This is a genomic window from Micromonospora sp. NPDC049903 (assembly GCF_044460945.1).
Lineage (GTDB): Bacteria > Actinomycetota > Actinomycetes > Mycobacteriales > Micromonosporaceae > Micromonospora.
Map to the genome: position 1 here is coordinate 58,840 of NZ_JBITKL010000004.1, position 14,119 is coordinate 72,958.

The 14,119-nt window shown below is 72.0% G+C and carries 15 protein-coding genes and 1 pseudogene; 7 read left to right on the top strand and 9 right to left on the bottom strand.

All coding sequences use genetic code 11. The features are described 5' to 3' along the window. Positions 1–9: 9 nt before the first annotated feature. From ACIBO1_RS09930 to ACIBO1_RS09940, 3 genes are all read right to left on the bottom strand, one after another. On the bottom strand, positions 10–522 hold the full coding sequence (locus ACIBO1_RS09930; protein WP_396743488.1) for a hypothetical protein: 513 nt from the start codon (positions 520–522) through the stop codon (positions 10–12). 117 nt (positions 523–639) lie between these two features. Further along, a complete protein-coding gene (locus ACIBO1_RS09935; protein WP_396743491.1) occupies positions 640–1,638 on the bottom strand; it encodes a phosphotransferase in 999 nt (332 codons plus the stop codon). A gap of 56 nt (positions 1,639–1,694) precedes the next feature. Beyond that, on the bottom strand, positions 1,695–2,867 hold the full coding sequence (locus ACIBO1_RS09940) for a thiolase family protein (protein ID WP_396743494.1): 1,173 nt from the start codon (positions 2,865–2,867) through the stop codon (positions 1,695–1,697). Positions 2,868–2,980: 113 nt separating this feature from the next. Between ACIBO1_RS09940 and ACIBO1_RS09945 the strand changes: the two genes are divergently transcribed. Next, positions 2,981–3,442: a PH domain-containing protein gene (locus ACIBO1_RS09945; protein ID WP_396743496.1), complete on the top strand. Its 462-nt coding sequence runs from the start codon at positions 2,981–2,983 to the stop codon at positions 3,440–3,442. On the opposite strand, the gene ACIBO1_RS09950 is transcribed toward ACIBO1_RS09945, so the two are convergent. Further along, complete coding sequence (locus ACIBO1_RS09950) at positions 3,426–4,337, bottom strand: rhomboid family intramembrane serine protease (protein ID WP_396743499.1); 912 nt, start codon at positions 4,335–4,337, stop codon at positions 3,426–3,428. The genes ACIBO1_RS09945 and ACIBO1_RS09950 overlap by 17 nt on opposite strands. Positions 4,338–4,480: 143 nt before the next feature. After that, complete coding sequence (locus tag ACIBO1_RS09955) at positions 4,481–5,011, bottom strand: peptidylprolyl isomerase (protein ID WP_396743502.1); 531 nt, start codon at positions 5,009–5,011, stop codon at positions 4,481–4,483. A 59-nt stretch (positions 5,012–5,070) separates the two neighbouring features. Here ACIBO1_RS09955 and ACIBO1_RS09960 point away from each other — a divergent pair, with 59 nt between their 5' ends. After that, positions 5,071–5,886: a hypothetical protein gene (locus ACIBO1_RS09960; protein WP_396743505.1), complete on the top strand. Its 816-nt coding sequence runs from the start codon at positions 5,071–5,073 to the stop codon at positions 5,884–5,886. A gap of 54 nt (positions 5,887–5,940) precedes the next feature. Here ACIBO1_RS09960 and corA read toward each other — a convergent pair whose 3' ends face one another. The 3 genes from corA to ACIBO1_RS09975 all read right to left on the bottom strand — a co-directional run bounded on the left by corA (position 5,941) and on the right by ACIBO1_RS09975 (position 9,203). After that, on the bottom strand, positions 5,941–6,999 hold the full coding sequence (corA, locus tag ACIBO1_RS09965; RefSeq protein ID WP_396744148.1) for a magnesium/cobalt transporter CorA: 1,059 nt from the start codon (positions 6,997–6,999) through the stop codon (positions 5,941–5,943). Positions 7,000–7,466: 467 nt separating this feature from the next. Then, positions 7,467–8,561 (bottom strand): PLP-dependent aminotransferase family protein, encoded by a 1,095-nt coding sequence (locus ACIBO1_RS09970; RefSeq protein WP_396743508.1) that lies wholly within the window; start codon positions 8,559–8,561, stop codon positions 7,467–7,469. A 147-nt stretch (positions 8,562–8,708) separates the two neighbouring features. After that, positions 8,709–9,203 (bottom strand): ester cyclase, encoded by a 495-nt coding sequence (locus ACIBO1_RS09975; protein WP_396743511.1) that lies wholly within the window; start codon positions 9,201–9,203, stop codon positions 8,709–8,711. 138 nt (positions 9,204–9,341) lie between these two features. On the opposite strand from ACIBO1_RS09975, the gene ACIBO1_RS09980 reads away from it, so the two are divergent. The 5 genes from ACIBO1_RS09980 (at position 9,342) to ACIBO1_RS10000 (ending at position 13,112) form a co-directional block, all read left to right on the top strand. Continuing rightward, positions 9,342–9,791, top strand: coding sequence for an NUDIX domain-containing protein (locus tag ACIBO1_RS09980; RefSeq protein WP_396743514.1), 450 nt, complete (start codon positions 9,342–9,344; stop codon positions 9,789–9,791). Beyond that, complete coding sequence (locus tag ACIBO1_RS09985; protein WP_396743517.1) at positions 9,788–10,555, top strand: hypothetical protein; 768 nt, start codon at positions 9,788–9,790, stop codon at positions 10,553–10,555. Before ACIBO1_RS09980 ends, ACIBO1_RS09985 begins: the two co-directional genes overlap by 4 nt. Before the next feature lie 73 nt (positions 10,556–10,628). After that, on the top strand, positions 10,629–11,360 hold the full coding sequence (locus tag ACIBO1_RS09990) for a sugar phosphate nucleotidyltransferase (protein ID WP_396744151.1): 732 nt from the start codon (positions 10,629–10,631) through the stop codon (positions 11,358–11,360). Continuing rightward, complete coding sequence (locus tag ACIBO1_RS09995) at positions 11,348–12,415, top strand: iron-containing alcohol dehydrogenase family protein (RefSeq protein ID WP_396743520.1); 1,068 nt, start codon at positions 11,348–11,350, stop codon at positions 12,413–12,415. Before ACIBO1_RS09990 ends, ACIBO1_RS09995 begins: the two co-directional genes overlap by 13 nt. Beyond that, positions 12,399–13,112, top strand: a complete 714-nt coding sequence (locus tag ACIBO1_RS10000) for a CDP-alcohol phosphatidyltransferase family protein (RefSeq protein WP_396743523.1) — start codon at positions 12,399–12,401, stop codon at positions 13,110–13,112. Before ACIBO1_RS09995 ends, ACIBO1_RS10000 begins: the two co-directional genes overlap by 17 nt. Before the next feature lie 680 nt (positions 13,113–13,792). On the opposite strand, the pseudogene ACIBO1_RS10005 reads toward ACIBO1_RS10000, so the two are convergent. Further along, positions 13,793–14,119 (bottom strand): annotated as a pseudogene (locus tag ACIBO1_RS10005) (glycosyl transferase family 1); the annotation flags it as partial.

Genomic DNA, 14,119 nt, shown 5'->3' on the forward strand with positions numbered 1-14,119 from the left:
TGTCCTGCGTCAGCGCGCCACGGCGGAATGCAGCGTGGTCGGCCGGGTGGCGGTGGGTGCCTCGGCCACGGTCGCCACGATCCGGGGCAGCGCGCTGCGTACCCGGGTGCGGAAGGCGTGGTTGAGCAGTGCATCGAGCTGCCACACCTGCTTCGGGAACTGGGTGCGGATCAGGAACCGCTCACGGATCCCGTCGATCGCGGTGGCGGCCAGCTCCACCGAGTGCAACCGGGGGTCGGGGCTCCACGTGACGTGGCTCAGCTCGCGTAGCTCCGCGTTGAGGTGCAGTCGCAGGCGGTGCAGCACCGGCGTCTGCCGGGTCACCACCAGCCGTCGATGGGTGAGTAGGAGAAGGTAGTCCCCCGACATCGGCCGATCGGGTCGGCCGCAGCGGGTGACCAGGATGGTGGCGTCGCCGGAGCCCACACAGCGACGGAACACCGGCATGTGGCGCGTGGCGGTCTGCACCGCCAGGCCGGCCTCGGAGGCGGCCGGGAGGAACGTTCGGGAGAAGACGTCCATGACCTGCCCAACGACGATGTTCGCTGGGTGACGTGGCTCACGGACATGCTTTTTGCAAATTCCACGTTACGTCTTGCACGGCCGATCGGGACCTATTCGACCGGCCTGTCGACGCGCTCAGGCGAACTCGGTGACCAGCAGTTCGTCCAGCCACCCGGGCACGCCGGCGGCGAACTCGGCACGACTCGGGTCGGTGGTGTCCAACGCCCGACGCCAGGACAACGCCCGGCTGACCATGGTCACCCCGGCCGCGACCTCGGCCAGTCGGAGCAGGGTCGGCCGGTCGCAACGGTCCGTCCACGACTCCAGGTACGCGTCGCGCAGCCGAGCCAGCGCCGGATCCCCCGCGTCGAGACCGCTGACGTACGCGACCGACCGCAGCGTCACCAGCAGCGTGCCGAACGGGTGCGCCACCGACGCGTCACCCCAGTCGAAGAACCGGTGGCCGTCGCCGGTAACGAAGACGTTCCCGTCGTGCAGGTCGTCGTGCTGGACGGTGGGCCCGATCGGCCCCTCGGCCAGCAGTCGGCACCGCTGCGCGTACTCGGGCAGCAGGGACCGCAACCGGTCGCGGGCCTCGGTGGTGAGCCCGTCCGGAGTGTCCAGCAGCAGAGCCGCGTCGTCGTCGAGCAACTCGGCGAGGTGCCCCGGCATCGCCTCCGGACGATGATCGGGTACGCCGAGACCGAGCAGTTCGTCGACGTGCGCGGCGGTGGCCCGTTGCAGGTCGGCGTACTCGGGCAGGATCCGTTCCCACCGGGCCGGGTCCGGCTCGCCGGCCAGCGCCTCGCGCAGCGTCGCGCCGCCGTGCGGCAACAGCGCCCAGCGCCGCCGGGTGTCCACCGCGATCGGATCGAGCACCCGTCCGGGCGCCAGCCGGGCCAAGGCGGCGGTCAGTGCCGTCTCGAAGCCGGTCCCCGCCGCGTTCGCCTTGAACCACACGTCACCGGTGTCGGTGGGCACCCGCCAGATCAGCGCCCACGGTCGGACGCGTGGCTCGACCGGGCCGGTGATCCGCTGCCCGGTGCGAGCGAGCGTCTCGGCCACCCATTCCCACGCGGCGGCCCGCCACGTCCGGTCGTCCCAGTCGGTGTGCGGTGCGGTCGCGGCGGTCACGGGGGCACGCTAGCCCGCTCCCGGCTCGACCCGCGACGGGTTTTACGCCGTACGGATCAGAGCAGCTCGACGATGGTGGCGTTGGCCATCCCGCCGCCCTCGCACATCGTCTGGAGGCCGTACCGCACCCCGTTGTCGCGCATGTGGGCGAGCATCGTCGTCATGATCCGGGCACCGGAACCGCCGAGCGGGTGCCCGAGCGCGATGGCGCCGCCCCGGGGGTTCAGCCGCTCCGGGTCCGCCTCGGTCTCCGCCAACCAGGCCAGCGGCACCGGGGCGAACGCCTCGTTCACCTCGTACACCCCGATCTCCTCGATGCCCAGCCCGGCGCGGCGCAGCGCCTTCGCGGTGGCCGGGATCGGCGCGGTGAGCATGGCGACCGGGTCGTCGGCGGCGACCACGGCGGTGTGCACCCGGGCCAGCGGACGCAGACCGTGCCGACTGGCCCACTCGCTGGTGGTGACGGCGAGCGCCGCCGCGCCGTCGGAGATCTGGGAGGCCGTACCGGCGGTGACCACGCCCTCCGGGTGGAACGGGGTGGCCAGTTCGCCGAGCTTCTCCAGCGAGGTGTCCCGACGGATGCCCTCGTCCGCGGTGAACTTCCCGCCGTCGGCCAGCGGCACCGGGGTCAGCTCGGCCTCGAACGCCCCGGCGTCCTGGGCAGCGGCGGCCTTCTCGTGGCTGGCCAGCGCGAACTCGTCGAGCTGGGTCCGGGACAGCCGCCAGCGCCGGGCGATCAGCTCCGCGCCGACGCCCTGGTTGAACGGCAACGGGGAGTCCTCGGCGACCCCTTCGACGCCCCGGTAGCGGGCCAGGATCTGGCCGCTGAACGGCATGCCGCCCGCCGCGCTGGAACCCATCGGCACCCGGGTCATCGACTCGACGCCGCCGGCCACCACCAGATCGGCCTGTCCGGAGAGCACGGTGGCGGCGGCGAAGTGCAGGGCCTGCTGGCTGGAGCCGCACTGCCGGTCGACCGTGGTGCCGGGCACCGACTCGGGCCAGCCGGCCGCGAGGACGGCGTTGCGGGCGACGTTCCACGACTGCTCACCGACCTGGGATACGCAGCCCCAGACCACGTCGTCGACAAGCGTCGGGTCGATGCCGGTGCGTTCGGCGAGGGCACGCAGCACGTGCGCCGACAGGTCCACCGGGTGGACCGTGGCCAGGCTGCCCTTGCGCCGCCCGACCGGGGTACGCACCGCGCCGACGATAACCGCGTCACTCATGTCTACTCCCCGGTAACCTGGGCTGCTCCCGATCCTACGCCGCCGTCGCGGCGACGTCGTCGCCCGTGGGGCACCGGCATGCCGGCCACCCGTCGCGCTGGCATGCTGGTCGCGTGACGTTCGAGACGGTCGCCCGGCAGTGGCGGGTACGCGCCGCGCTGCCGATCCTCAAACTGGCCGGCGCGGTCGGCGTACTCGCCCTGGGACTGCTGCTCGCCGACGGTGACCTGCTCCGGCCGGCGCTCGGCGTACTGGCCGGCGCGGCCCTCGCCGCCTGGGGCGTACGGGACCTGGTCGCACCGGTCCGGCTCGCCGTGGACGCCGACGGCGTCACCGTGCCGACCGGGTGGTGGACCGGGCGACGGCACCTGCCCTGGTCGACGATCGAGACCATCGAGGTGAACCGCCGGGCCGGGCGCGGGGTGAGCGGACCGGTGTTGGAGATCGACACCGGCGGGTCGCTGCACCTGTTCACCCGGCAGGACCTGGACACCGACCCCGACGAGGTGGCCGACGCCCTCCGGGCCGCCCGCCCGACCGACCAGTCCGGCGGTGGGCTCAGCCGAGCAGGGTGAAGGTGCGGAACAGGGCCAGCACCAGCAGCACCACCAGGAGGAACGCGCCGCCGCTGAGCTGCACCAGCGTCCGGTGGGACCGGGGTGCGTACGCCAGCACCAGCGCCATCAGCGCGCCGAAGACCAGACCGCCCAGGTGACCGGCGATCGAGATCTGCGGCACGGTGAACGTGAAGATCAGGTTGATCACCAGGATCGGCACGATGGCTGACGTGTCCCGACCCAGCCGCCTCATGATCACGAAGGTCGCCGCGAAGAGGCCGAAGATGGCGGTGGAGGCACCGGCCGACATCTGGTTGGGCGCGCTGAACACGTACACGGCGACGTTGCCGCCGAAACCGGCGATGAAGTACAGCGCGATGAAGCGCAGTGGCCCGAGCACCGCCTCCAGGGACCGGCCGAGGACCCAGAGCGCCCACATGTTGAGCAGCAGGTGCACCACGCCGTAGTGCAGGAACATCGCGGTGACCAGGCGATACCACTGGCCCTCGGCGACGCCGCCGATGCTGCCGTCGAGGAACATCGCCCGGCCGAGCACCGCACCCCACTCGGTCAACGGGGTGCTCCCGCCGAGCAGGCCGCCGAAGCCGGAGCCACCGGCTGCCGCGTCCCCGCCCCGGTCGGAGGCGATCGAGATCAGCATCACCACGAGGTTGATGCCGATCAGCGTCTTCGTCACGTACCCGAGCCGACCGGTCTCGCCACCGCCGAAGGCGGTGCGCGCCGGGCGTACGCTCCGGCGTCCCTGCGCCACGCACTCCGGGCACTGGAACCCGACCGACGCCTCGTTCATGCAGTCCGGGCAGATCGACCGGTCGCACCGGGTGCAGCGGACGTACGTCTCCCGGCCCGGGTGGCGGTAACAGACCGGTGTGGTCGGCGGGGATTCGCTCACCGGGTGACCCAGGTGCCCGAGCGCTCAGTCATGCGAGCAAAGGTACCTCGGACCACCGATGGGACGGGTCAGGCGACCGTACGGCCGGTCGGTGCCCGCCGCGCCCAGGCCCGGGCGGCGGGCACCACCTGTGGCGGCCGGTGTCAGGCCGACTGCCGCTCGATCTCGACGCGCTCGATGACCACGTCCTGCAGCGGCCGGTCGCTCGGGCCGGTCGGCGTGTTGGCGATCGAGTCGATCACCTTCGCGGACTGCTCGTCGGCCACCGCACCGAAGATGGTGTGCCGGTTGTTCAGGTGCGGGGTCGGCGAGACCGTGATGAAGAACTGCGAGCCGTTGGTGCCGGGCCCGGCGTTCGCCATCGCCAGCAGGTACGGCCGGTCGAACCGCAGCTCGGGGTGGAACTCGTCGGCGAAGGTGTAGCCCGGACCACCGCGACCGGTGCCGGTCGGGTCGCCCATCTGGACCATGAAGCCGCTGATCACGCGGTGCGAGATGGTGCCGTCGTAGTACGGCCCGTTGCCCGGCTTGCCGGTGCGCGGGTCGGTGTACTCACGCGTGCCCTCGGCCAGGTCGACGAAGTTGCGAACCGTCTTCGGCGCCTGGTTGGGGAAGAGCTCCAGCCGGATCGGGCCGGCGTTGGTGTGCAAGGTGGCGTAGACAGCCTCGGCCACGGGTACTCCTTATTCGTTGGTCAGTTCCTTGCGGATCCTCCCATGTGCCCGATCTGGACATGCGGAGGCATCCGAAGGTGGAGGATGAGACGAAGCAACTCCCAGGAGGTGGGACCGTGTTTGGAATCGGGCGCCGCAGGACTGAGGGGCAGTTGGCCCGGGCCGAGCTCAATCGGGGGATCGGTCACCTGAGGCTGGCCGCCACGCACGCGGCGAAGGGAGCCGGGTCCACTGTCGGCCCGCGCGTCCAGACGGCCCGCGACGCGGTGGCACCGACCGCGGTGCTGGTCCGGGACCGTGCCGCGAGCGGCCTCGCCACCACGGCCGCCGCGATGGCACCCCTGGCCCTGGCCATGCGCCACGCACAGGCCGAGGCCGCCGGTCGGGCCGCGTCAGGCAAGAAGGTCGTCGCCAAGCAGGCCGCGGCCGCCAGGAAGGTCAAGGCGAAGAACATGAAGAAGATGAAGCGGAAGAAGTCCCGCCGCAGCGGGACCATGCTGGCCGGGATGCTCGCCGCCGGCGTGGTGGCCGGGCTGGCCGGTGCGATCGCCCTGCGACGCCACCGCGAGCAGCAGGAGTGGACCGAGTACGACGCGACCACCGCGCTGGAGCCGATGCACGAGGAGGTGGAGACCATCGAGGTGCGTACGACCGCCCCGTCGGGCGTCGCGAAGGCGTCGACCGGAGCCGGTAGCTCGACGGTGGTCTCCGGTGACAGCGCGTCGACCACCGCGCCGCCGAAGCCGTCCCCGGTGACGCCGACGGACAAGGTGCCGTCGGTCGCCGAGGGTGCCCGGACCACGAGCGGTCGTCCCGCCGACGACCTCACCACCGCCCTGAGCAAGGCGCCCAGCAAGTCCAACGGGCGCGCCTGATTTCGCGGTCCCGCCTCCGCCCCGCCACCTCGGCGGGGCGGGCGGGCTGCGGGTTCAGAGCCAGTCGTTGCGGCGGAACCACCGATAGAGCGTCAGCGAGATGGTGAGCATCAACGCCAGCACCACCGGGTAGCCGTACACGATCTTCAGCTCGGGCATGAACTCGAAGTTCATGCCGTATATCCCGGCGATCGCCGTCCACACCGCCGCGATGGCGGCCCAGGCGGCGATCTTGCGCATGTCGTTGTTCTGGTCGACGGTCACCTGGGCCAGTCGGGCCTGCAGGATCGAGTTCAACAGGTCGTCGTACGAGTTGACCTGCTCGACGGTGCGGCTGAGGTGGTCCTGCACGTCGCGGAAGTAGCGACGGACCTCCTTGGGCACCTCGCGGCTCATCTGGGCGGTGAGCGCGAGCAACGGCCGCTGCAACGGCATCACCGCCCGCTTGAACTCCACCAGCTCCCGCTTCATCTGATAGATCCGCTGGATCCGGCCGCTGGCCTGCCGGTCGAAGACCTCCGTCTCCAGCACGTCCATGTCGTCTTCGAGCTGGTCGGCGACCTCCAGGTACAGGTCGACGACCCGGTCGGTGATCGCGTACGCGACCGCCCAGGGGCCGTGCAGCAGCAGCTCCCGCCGGGCTTCCAACTCCTCCCGGACCGGTGCCAGCCGACAGGCGTCCCCGTGCCGGACGCTGATCAGGAAGTGCGGGCCGATGAAGAGCATCACCTGCCCGGTCTCCACCACGTCGGTCTTCTCGGTCAGCTCGGTGTGCTCGCAGTAGCGCGCGGTACGCAGCACCAGGAAGCTGACCTCGCCGAAACGCTCCAGCTTCGGCCGCTGGTGCGCCTTGACCGCGTCCTCCACGGCCAGCTCGTGCAGCCCGTAGGTGGCGGCGATCTCGCTCATCTCGGCCAGCTCCGGCTCGTGCAACCCGAGCCAGACGAAGCCGTTCTCGGCGCGCCGCGCCTCGGCGAGCGCTTCGGCGTAGCCGCAGTCACCGCCCTGCCGTCGCCCGTCGAGATAGAGCGCGCAGTCGACCACGGCGCTGCGTCGAGGACCCGCCGGGACCTCCACCCGCTGGGAGCCGTCCGGGTTGAGCCGGCGGGTCACCGCGCGTACCGGTGACCAGGCGCGGGACCGCGGCGACCGGGCGAGCGGCGGGACCGGCTGGGCGTCGGTCTGGTCACCGCCGGTGGAGGCGGTCCCCTCCCGCTGCATCCGCTCCGTCATCACGCCCCCCGTCCGCGCTCGGCTGCGGCTTGCAGGGTACGCCGCCGTACCGATCATGGCGGTGGCGCGGCGGCGGAGGGGTGGCGCCGGACGGACCGGATCGCATCGGGGGGTGAGGGGGCGACCCGGCCCGCCCGGCGCCGTGGGGGCGGGGGTTGTGCTGACCGCGTCACACCACAGTGCGGGCGGCCGGGCCGCACCCCGACATCGGCGTCACGTCGACCGGAACCGGCGTGACCTGCACTACATGTGGTGAAGGACGCTCGCAGCATTGTGGGCCGCCAGCTGCCACAGCGGGAGTCCCGGGCACACCGGTATCGCCGTTCTGTCGGAAACCCGACAGATTTTCAGCCTCGGACCGCCTCCATCGCCTCGGCCAGGCGTCGGACTCCCTCGTCGATGCGATCGGCGGTCACCGCCGAGTACGCCAGACGCAGCGCGTGCTGGCCACCGTCCACCACGAAGTCGCTGCCCTTGACCACCGCAACGCCGCGCTCGGCCGCGGCCGGGGCGAGCTTGTCGACGAGGACGTCCTCGGGCAGCTCGACCCAGAGGAAGTAGCCGCCGTCCGGCTCCACGAAACGGGCCTCGGGGATGTGCCGCCGCAGCGCCTCGGCCAACGCCCCGGCCCGCTCGCCGAGGGCCGCCCGGACCGTCTCGATCGACCGGACGATGTCGCCGGAGACACAGAACTGGTGCACGATCGCCTGCGCCACCATGCCCGGCGAGATATAGAGGTTGGTGGCCTTCTTCGCGATGTCGGCGATCAGGTCGGCCGGACCGACCAGGTAACCCACCCGAACGCCGGGGCAGACCGTCTTGGTGAAGCTGGAGGCGTGCACCACGACGTTCCGGGTGTCCAGCGACAGCATCGACGGCAGCGGCTCGCCCCGGAACCGGACGTCGGCGTACGGGTCGTCCTCGAAGATCGTGAAGCCGTACTCGGCGGCCAGGTCGAGCAGCTCACGCCGCTTGTCCTCGGAGAGCGTCACGCCGGCCGGGTTCTGGTAGTTCGGGATCACGTGCGCCAGGCGCGGCCGCACCCCGGACTCCAGCAGCTTGCGCAGCTCGGCGGTGTCCAGGCCGTCCGGCTGGATGGTGACGCCGTGCACCTCGGCGCCCATCCGCTGCAGGTTGAGCAGGGTCCGGTCGTAGGTCGGCCGCTCCACCACCACCGCGTCACCCGAGCGGACCAGGTGGTCGAAGAGGAAGGCGTCGGCCTGCAACGAACCGTTGGTGATCAGCACCTGCTCGGCCGTGACCCCGTGCTTCTCCGCGACCCACTGACGCAGCGGCAGGTAGCCGACGGAGGTGCCGTACGCGGTCACCCCGGCGGGATCGGCGTCGAAGGCGCGGACGGCGGCGGCCTTGAGCCCTTCGACATCGACGATGTCCAGAGAGGGGGCGCCACGGGCGAAGGAGATCAGCTGCTCGGCGGTCATGGCTGTTCAGCGTACGGGCGGCGGCCGGGTGAGCGCGTACGGCACGGCGATGTCCGCATCCTGAGCCACCGAGTCGGGTGAACCGGTGCGGACCGGGCGTCCCGTCCGCGCGGACCGACCGAGTACCAGGTCAGGCCGGACGACGGATCAGGCCGCGACCGCCTGGGGCGCGGCGGTGAAGGCGGGCTCGTCGGGAAGCGACCGGTCCGGGGTCTGCTGCCGGGACAGCCCGGCCACGTGTAGGCCAAGCAGGGCGATCAACTGTCCCCAGTCGAAGTAGGACCGCCAGGCGGCGATCCGGCCCCGGCGTACCCGGACCATGTCCACCACCTCCCAGGAGACGGTGCGTCCGGTGGGGGCCACCGTGCCGAACGGGGTGTGCAGCACACCGGCGTGGGTGCCGGTGAGCCGCTGCTCGACCGCCGCCCCACCGGCCGTACGCACCGAACCCAGCACGTCGACCCGCAGGTCCGGAAAGGCACCCGTCCAGGTACGCAGCAGGGCGGGCAACTCGACCGGCCGGACCGTCACACCGGGCATCGCGTAGTACCCGTCCCGGGCGTACAGGTCGGGGAGTCGGGCCACGTCCCGTCGCAGGAGCATGGCGTACTGCTGCTCGACCAACTGGTCCGCGCCGCGCATGTCGACCTCCTCGCGTGCGCGTCTCGGCCCGCGCCCGCACCCAATCCCATACCCCCGGTCCGGCGGGTCCACACCAGTGGAGAAGTCCGCCCGAGCGGACATCGCCGCAGCTCGGCACCGGCGGCTACTGTTCTTGGGGTGTCCACCGAGCCGCTGCGCTGCGCCGGAGCGCTGATCGTCCACCCCGACGGGCGCATCTTCTTCCAACGCCGCTCGCCGCACCGCCGTCTGTTCCCGAACAGTTGGGACATCGTCGGCGGGCACCTCGAACCCGGCGAGACCTTCGAGCAGGCGCTGCGCCGGGAGGTCACCGAGGAGACCGGCTGGCGGGTCTCGGAGATCATCGCGCAGGTCGGCGAGTACCGGTACGTCGGCGACGACGGCCTGGCCCGGCTCGAGAGCGACTGGCTGGTCCGGGTCGACGGCGACCTGACGGCGCCGGTCCTGGAGGTCGGCAAGCACACCGAGTACCGCTGGCTCGGCCCGGCCGACCTCGACCTGCTCGACGAGGACCGCGACGTCAACGACGGGCTGATCCGGCGGATCGCCGAGGAGGCCTTCGAACTCCTGGGTCCGACCGGTTCGTGAGCGACAGCGTCGGGCTCGCCGCGCACCGGTACGCGGCGTTGGTCGCCCCCGTCCTCGACCGGGTCGTCCGCGCGGCGATACAGGCCGGTCAGGACGGCGGCGGAGCGGAACTCAGCCAGCGGTACGGCGGGATGCCCGCCACCAGCTTCCTGGTGGAGATGCGGACCCGCCTGGCGGCCGGTGGCACGGTCGACGGTGCCGGATTCGCCGCGATCACCCGGTACCGGGACCCGATCGCCTGTCAGCGGGCGCTGGACCGGCACGTCGCGTACGGGATGATCCACCGGCGGCCGGACGGCGGGCTCACCGCCACCGAACGCGGCAGCGCGTTCCTCGCCGAGCTGTACCAGGTGCACGCCGAGGTGACCGAGGAACTCTGGGCCGGTCACGACGACCGGGTGCAGCGGTCGACCGAGACCGCCGGACGGCTGCTGACCGCCGCCCTGTCGCCGCGCGGTGACGAACCGGTGCCCAGCCCCGGCGCGTTCGACGCGGTCGCCCCGCCGTACGAGCCGGACGGCACCCCGTCGGGCGTGCTGCTGCTCAACCGGCTCGGCACGCTGCGGTACCACCGGGCCGACGCGCACACCGACGCCTGGGCGGCCGCCGGGCACACCCCGGCGAGCATCGCCGAACTGACCGACGGGTCGCAGTGGCGGGCCATCGAACTGGAGACCGACCGGCGGGCGGCCGGCCCGTACACCGCGCTGACCGCCGAGGAGCGACTGACCTTCCTCGCCGACCTGGCGGCCCTGCCCGGCTGACCCCCGACAGCCGGCCGACGCGCGGCGCTATCCTCCTTCGGTGAACGCCGTGAGAACAGGAACTGATGTCGGCATGGTCGGGATGGTGCTGGCGGCCGGGGCCGGGCGCCGCCTGCGCCCGTACACCGACACGCTGCCCAAGGCGCTGGTCCCGGTGGACGGCGAGATCACCATCCTCGACATCGCGCTGCACAACCTCGCCGAGGTGGGGCTGACCGACGTCGTCGTGGTGGTCGGCTACGCGGCGGACGCCGTCCGCGAACGCCAGGCCGACCTGGAACGCCGCCACGGCGTGACGCTCACCCTCGTGCACAACGACAAGGCCGAGGAGTGGAACAACGCGTACTCGCTCTGGCTGGCCCGCGACTGGTTCGCCCGGGGCGTGCTGCTGGTCAACGGCGACACCGTGCACCCGGTGAGCATCGAGAAGACGCTGCTGGCCGAGCGCGGGCCCGGCGTACTGCTCGCGGTCGACACCCTCAAGCCGCTGGCCGAGGAGGAGATGAAGACCACCTTCGACGCCGCCGGCCAGCTCACCCGGATCACCAAGCTGATGGACCCGGCGCAGGCGTACGGCGAGTACATCGGCGCGACGCTGATCGAGCCGCAGGTGGCCGGGGCGCTCGCCGACGCGCTGGAGGCGACCTGGCGACGCGACCCGAACCTGTACTACGAGGACGGATACCAGGAGTTCGCCGAGCGCGGTGGCGAGGTCCGCGCCGCGCCGATCGGTGACGTGTCCTGGGTCGAGGTCGACAACCACGACGACCTGGCCCGGGCGCGGGAGATCGCGTGCCGTTACTAGCCCGAACGGTCACCACACCGCTGTCGATCGAGGTCCGCCGAGGGGCCGTGGCCGACCTCGGCGCGTTGCTGGCCGACCGGCGGATCTCCGGCGGTGGCGACGTCGCGCTGGTGGTCGGCCCCGGACAGGGCGAGAAGATCGCCGACCTCTGCCGACCGTCGCTCGGCTCGGCCGACATCTTCACGGTGACCGGCGGCACCGTCGACTCCGCCAACGAGCTGGGCGACCAGCTCCGGCGCCGGCACTACGACGCGGTCGTCGGCATCGGCGGCGGCAAGACCATCGACACCGCCAAGTATGCCGCCACCCGCTACGCCATCCCGATGGTCACCGTGGCGACCAGCCTCGCCAACGACGGCATCGCCTCCCCGGTGGCGTCGCTGACCCACGAGGGCGGCAAGGGCTCGTACGGCGTGCACATCCCGATCGCCGTTCTGGTCGACCTCGACTTCGTGGAGAACGGGCCGGACCGGCAGACCCAGGCCGGCATCGGCGACGCGGTGAGCAACCTGAGCGCCTGCGCCGACTGGGAACTCGCCCACCAGGTACGCGACGAGCCGATCGACGGGCTCGCCGTGACGCTCGCCCGGACCGGGGCCGAGGCACTGGTCAACCACCCCGGCAAGATCACCGACGACGCGTTCCTCACCACGCTGGCCGAGGCGCTCATCCTCGGCGGGATCTCGATGTCGATCTGCGGTTCCAGCCGCCCGGCGAGCGGCGGCGACCACGAGATCTCGCACGCCATCGACCACCTGTACCCGGGCACCGGTTCGCACGGCGAACAGGTCGGCCTCGGCGCGTTGTTCTGCACCTTCCTCCGGGGCGACCTGGAACGCTTCGGCCAGCTCAGCAGGTGCCTGCACCGGCACGGTCTGGCCGTCCGGCCGGCGGAGCTGGGCCTCACCGACGAGCAGTTCGTCGAGGCGGTCGCCTTCGCGCCGCGCACCCGACCGGACCGCTACACCATCCTCGAACACCTCGCGTTGTCCGCTGACGACATCCGGACCCGGCTGGGAGACTACATTGACGCCCTCCGTGAGCACCTTGGCTGAGCCGTCCCACCCCACGGTCGCCGACTTCCACCGGGTCAACCGGGGCGGTGGCCTGTTCAGCGAGTCGGTGAGCCAGTGGATCGGTGCCGTCTTCGCGCTGGTCGCCCAGCGGCTCGGGCTGCGGCCGACCGTGTTGACCATCACCAACCTGGTGCTCGGGCTGGCCACCTCGGTCACCGTGGTCGCGCTCGCCGGGCCGGTCGCCGCCGGGGACGTACCCGCCTGGGTGGTCGGGTTGCTCGCGCTGGTCGGCTGGCAGATCGCGTACGCCCTGGACTGCGCCGACGGTCAGCTCGCCCGGGTGACCGGTCAGGGCAGCGCGGCCGGTGCCCGGGTCGACGTGCTCTGCGACGTGGCGGCCCAGATCGCCCTGGTCGCCGCGCTCTCCGCGACCGCCGTGGCACAGGTGCCGTCGACGCCGGTGTGGCTGGTGGCGGCCTTCGCGGGCACCTGGATGGTCAACCTGGTCACCTCGGTGATGCAGTCCGGCCCGAACGCGGCCAGCATGGTCACCTCCACCAGCCTGCCGGTACGCCTGGTGAAGCTGATCCGCGACTACGGCGCAGTGATCTTCGTGGCCGCGTTGGTGCTGGCCTTCGCCCCGGCGCTCGTCTTCTGGGTTCTCGTGGCGTTCACCGTCGTCAACGGCGGGTTCCTGCTCGCGAGCATCGCCTTCTCCGCCCGCGCCTCGCTCTGACAGGCAGGTAAGGAAGGGCACCTTATTAACGCCTCGTGCATAGCAAGGGCCCCCTGTTAACGCAGCCACCCGACTTAACGCAGCCAGCCGACGGCCCCCGCCTGACGCAGCAGCCGACAGACCGTCGGCGCAGGGCCAGCGACACCGTGCCGAGCGCGCCCCGGCCTCCAAGATCGTGCTCGATCCAGGATCGAGTGGCATCGACGCGCTGCGGTAGCCACTCGATCCCAGATCGAGTGGCTACCGGGTGCTCATCACGACAGGTTGCGCTCGTCGCTTTCGAGGGAGTCGACGAGCGCGCGGCAGCCGTAGGCGCCGACGCCAGCACGGGCCTCCGATGAGGTCAGGCCCGACCAACGGGCCCGAGCGCCCCCGCTGTACGCCATCCACTCCCGCCCTGGGCAGGCCCCGCTGTCGATCATGGAGTTGTGGCTGTCGACTCATGCCGCTCTGCACCTTTTGCGACTGCCGCAACTCCATGATCGACGCAAGAGACGCGGGGCACGCGCGGGGGACACGCGGGCATCCGTGGGGTGCAGGGGTGCACGGGGCGCAGGGGGCGGGAGCGCAGGGGCGGGAGCGCAGGGGCGGGAGCCCAGGGGCGGGAGCCCAGGGAGCGGGAGCCCAGGGAGCGGGAGCCCAGGGAGCGGGAGCCCAGGGAGCGGGAGCCCAGGGAGCGGTCAGCGGAGGGAGGCGTAGACGTCGATGAGGCGCTTGGTGACCACCTCGGGGTGGAAGGTGCGGTCGTAGCGGGCACGGGCGGGCCCGGCCAGGGCGGCGGCTCCGGCGGCGGCCACCGGCAGGGCAGCGGCCAGGGCCGCCGGGTCGGGCGGCACCACCCAGCCGGCCTCCCCGGCGCGGATCCCGGCCGGCAAGGCACCCGCCCGACCGGCAGAGTCAACCTGACCGACGGATCCACCGGAGCCGACCGGGCCAACGGGACCCAGGCCACCGGAGCCAGCCGGGCCAGCAAGACCAACCGGGCCGACCAGACCAGCGGGACCCAG

Coding starts and splice junctions, on each gene's coding strand:
- ACIBO1_RS09975 (WP_396743511.1), bottom strand. CDS start 9,203: ATGCGCGGCGCGGACCAGTTGGTCGAGCAGCAGTACGCCATGCTCCTG.
- ACIBO1_RS09970 (WP_396743508.1), bottom strand. CDS start 8,561: ATGACCGCCGAGCAGCTGATCTCCTTCGCCCGTGGCGCCCCCTCTCTG.
- ACIBO1_RS09930 (WP_396743488.1), bottom strand. CDS start 522: ATGGACGTCTTCTCCCGAACGTTCCTCCCGGCCGCCTCCGAGGCCGGC.
- ACIBO1_RS09940 (WP_396743494.1), bottom strand. CDS start 2,867: ATGAGTGACGCGGTTATCGTCGGCGCGGTGCGTACCCCGGTCGGGCGG.
- ACIBO1_RS09990 (WP_396744151.1), top strand. CDS start 10,629: ATGGTCGGGATGGTGCTGGCGGCCGGGGCCGGGCGCCGCCTGCGCCCG.
- ACIBO1_RS09960 (WP_396743505.1), top strand. CDS start 5,071: ATGCGGAGGCATCCGAAGGTGGAGGATGAGACGAAGCAACTCCCAGGA.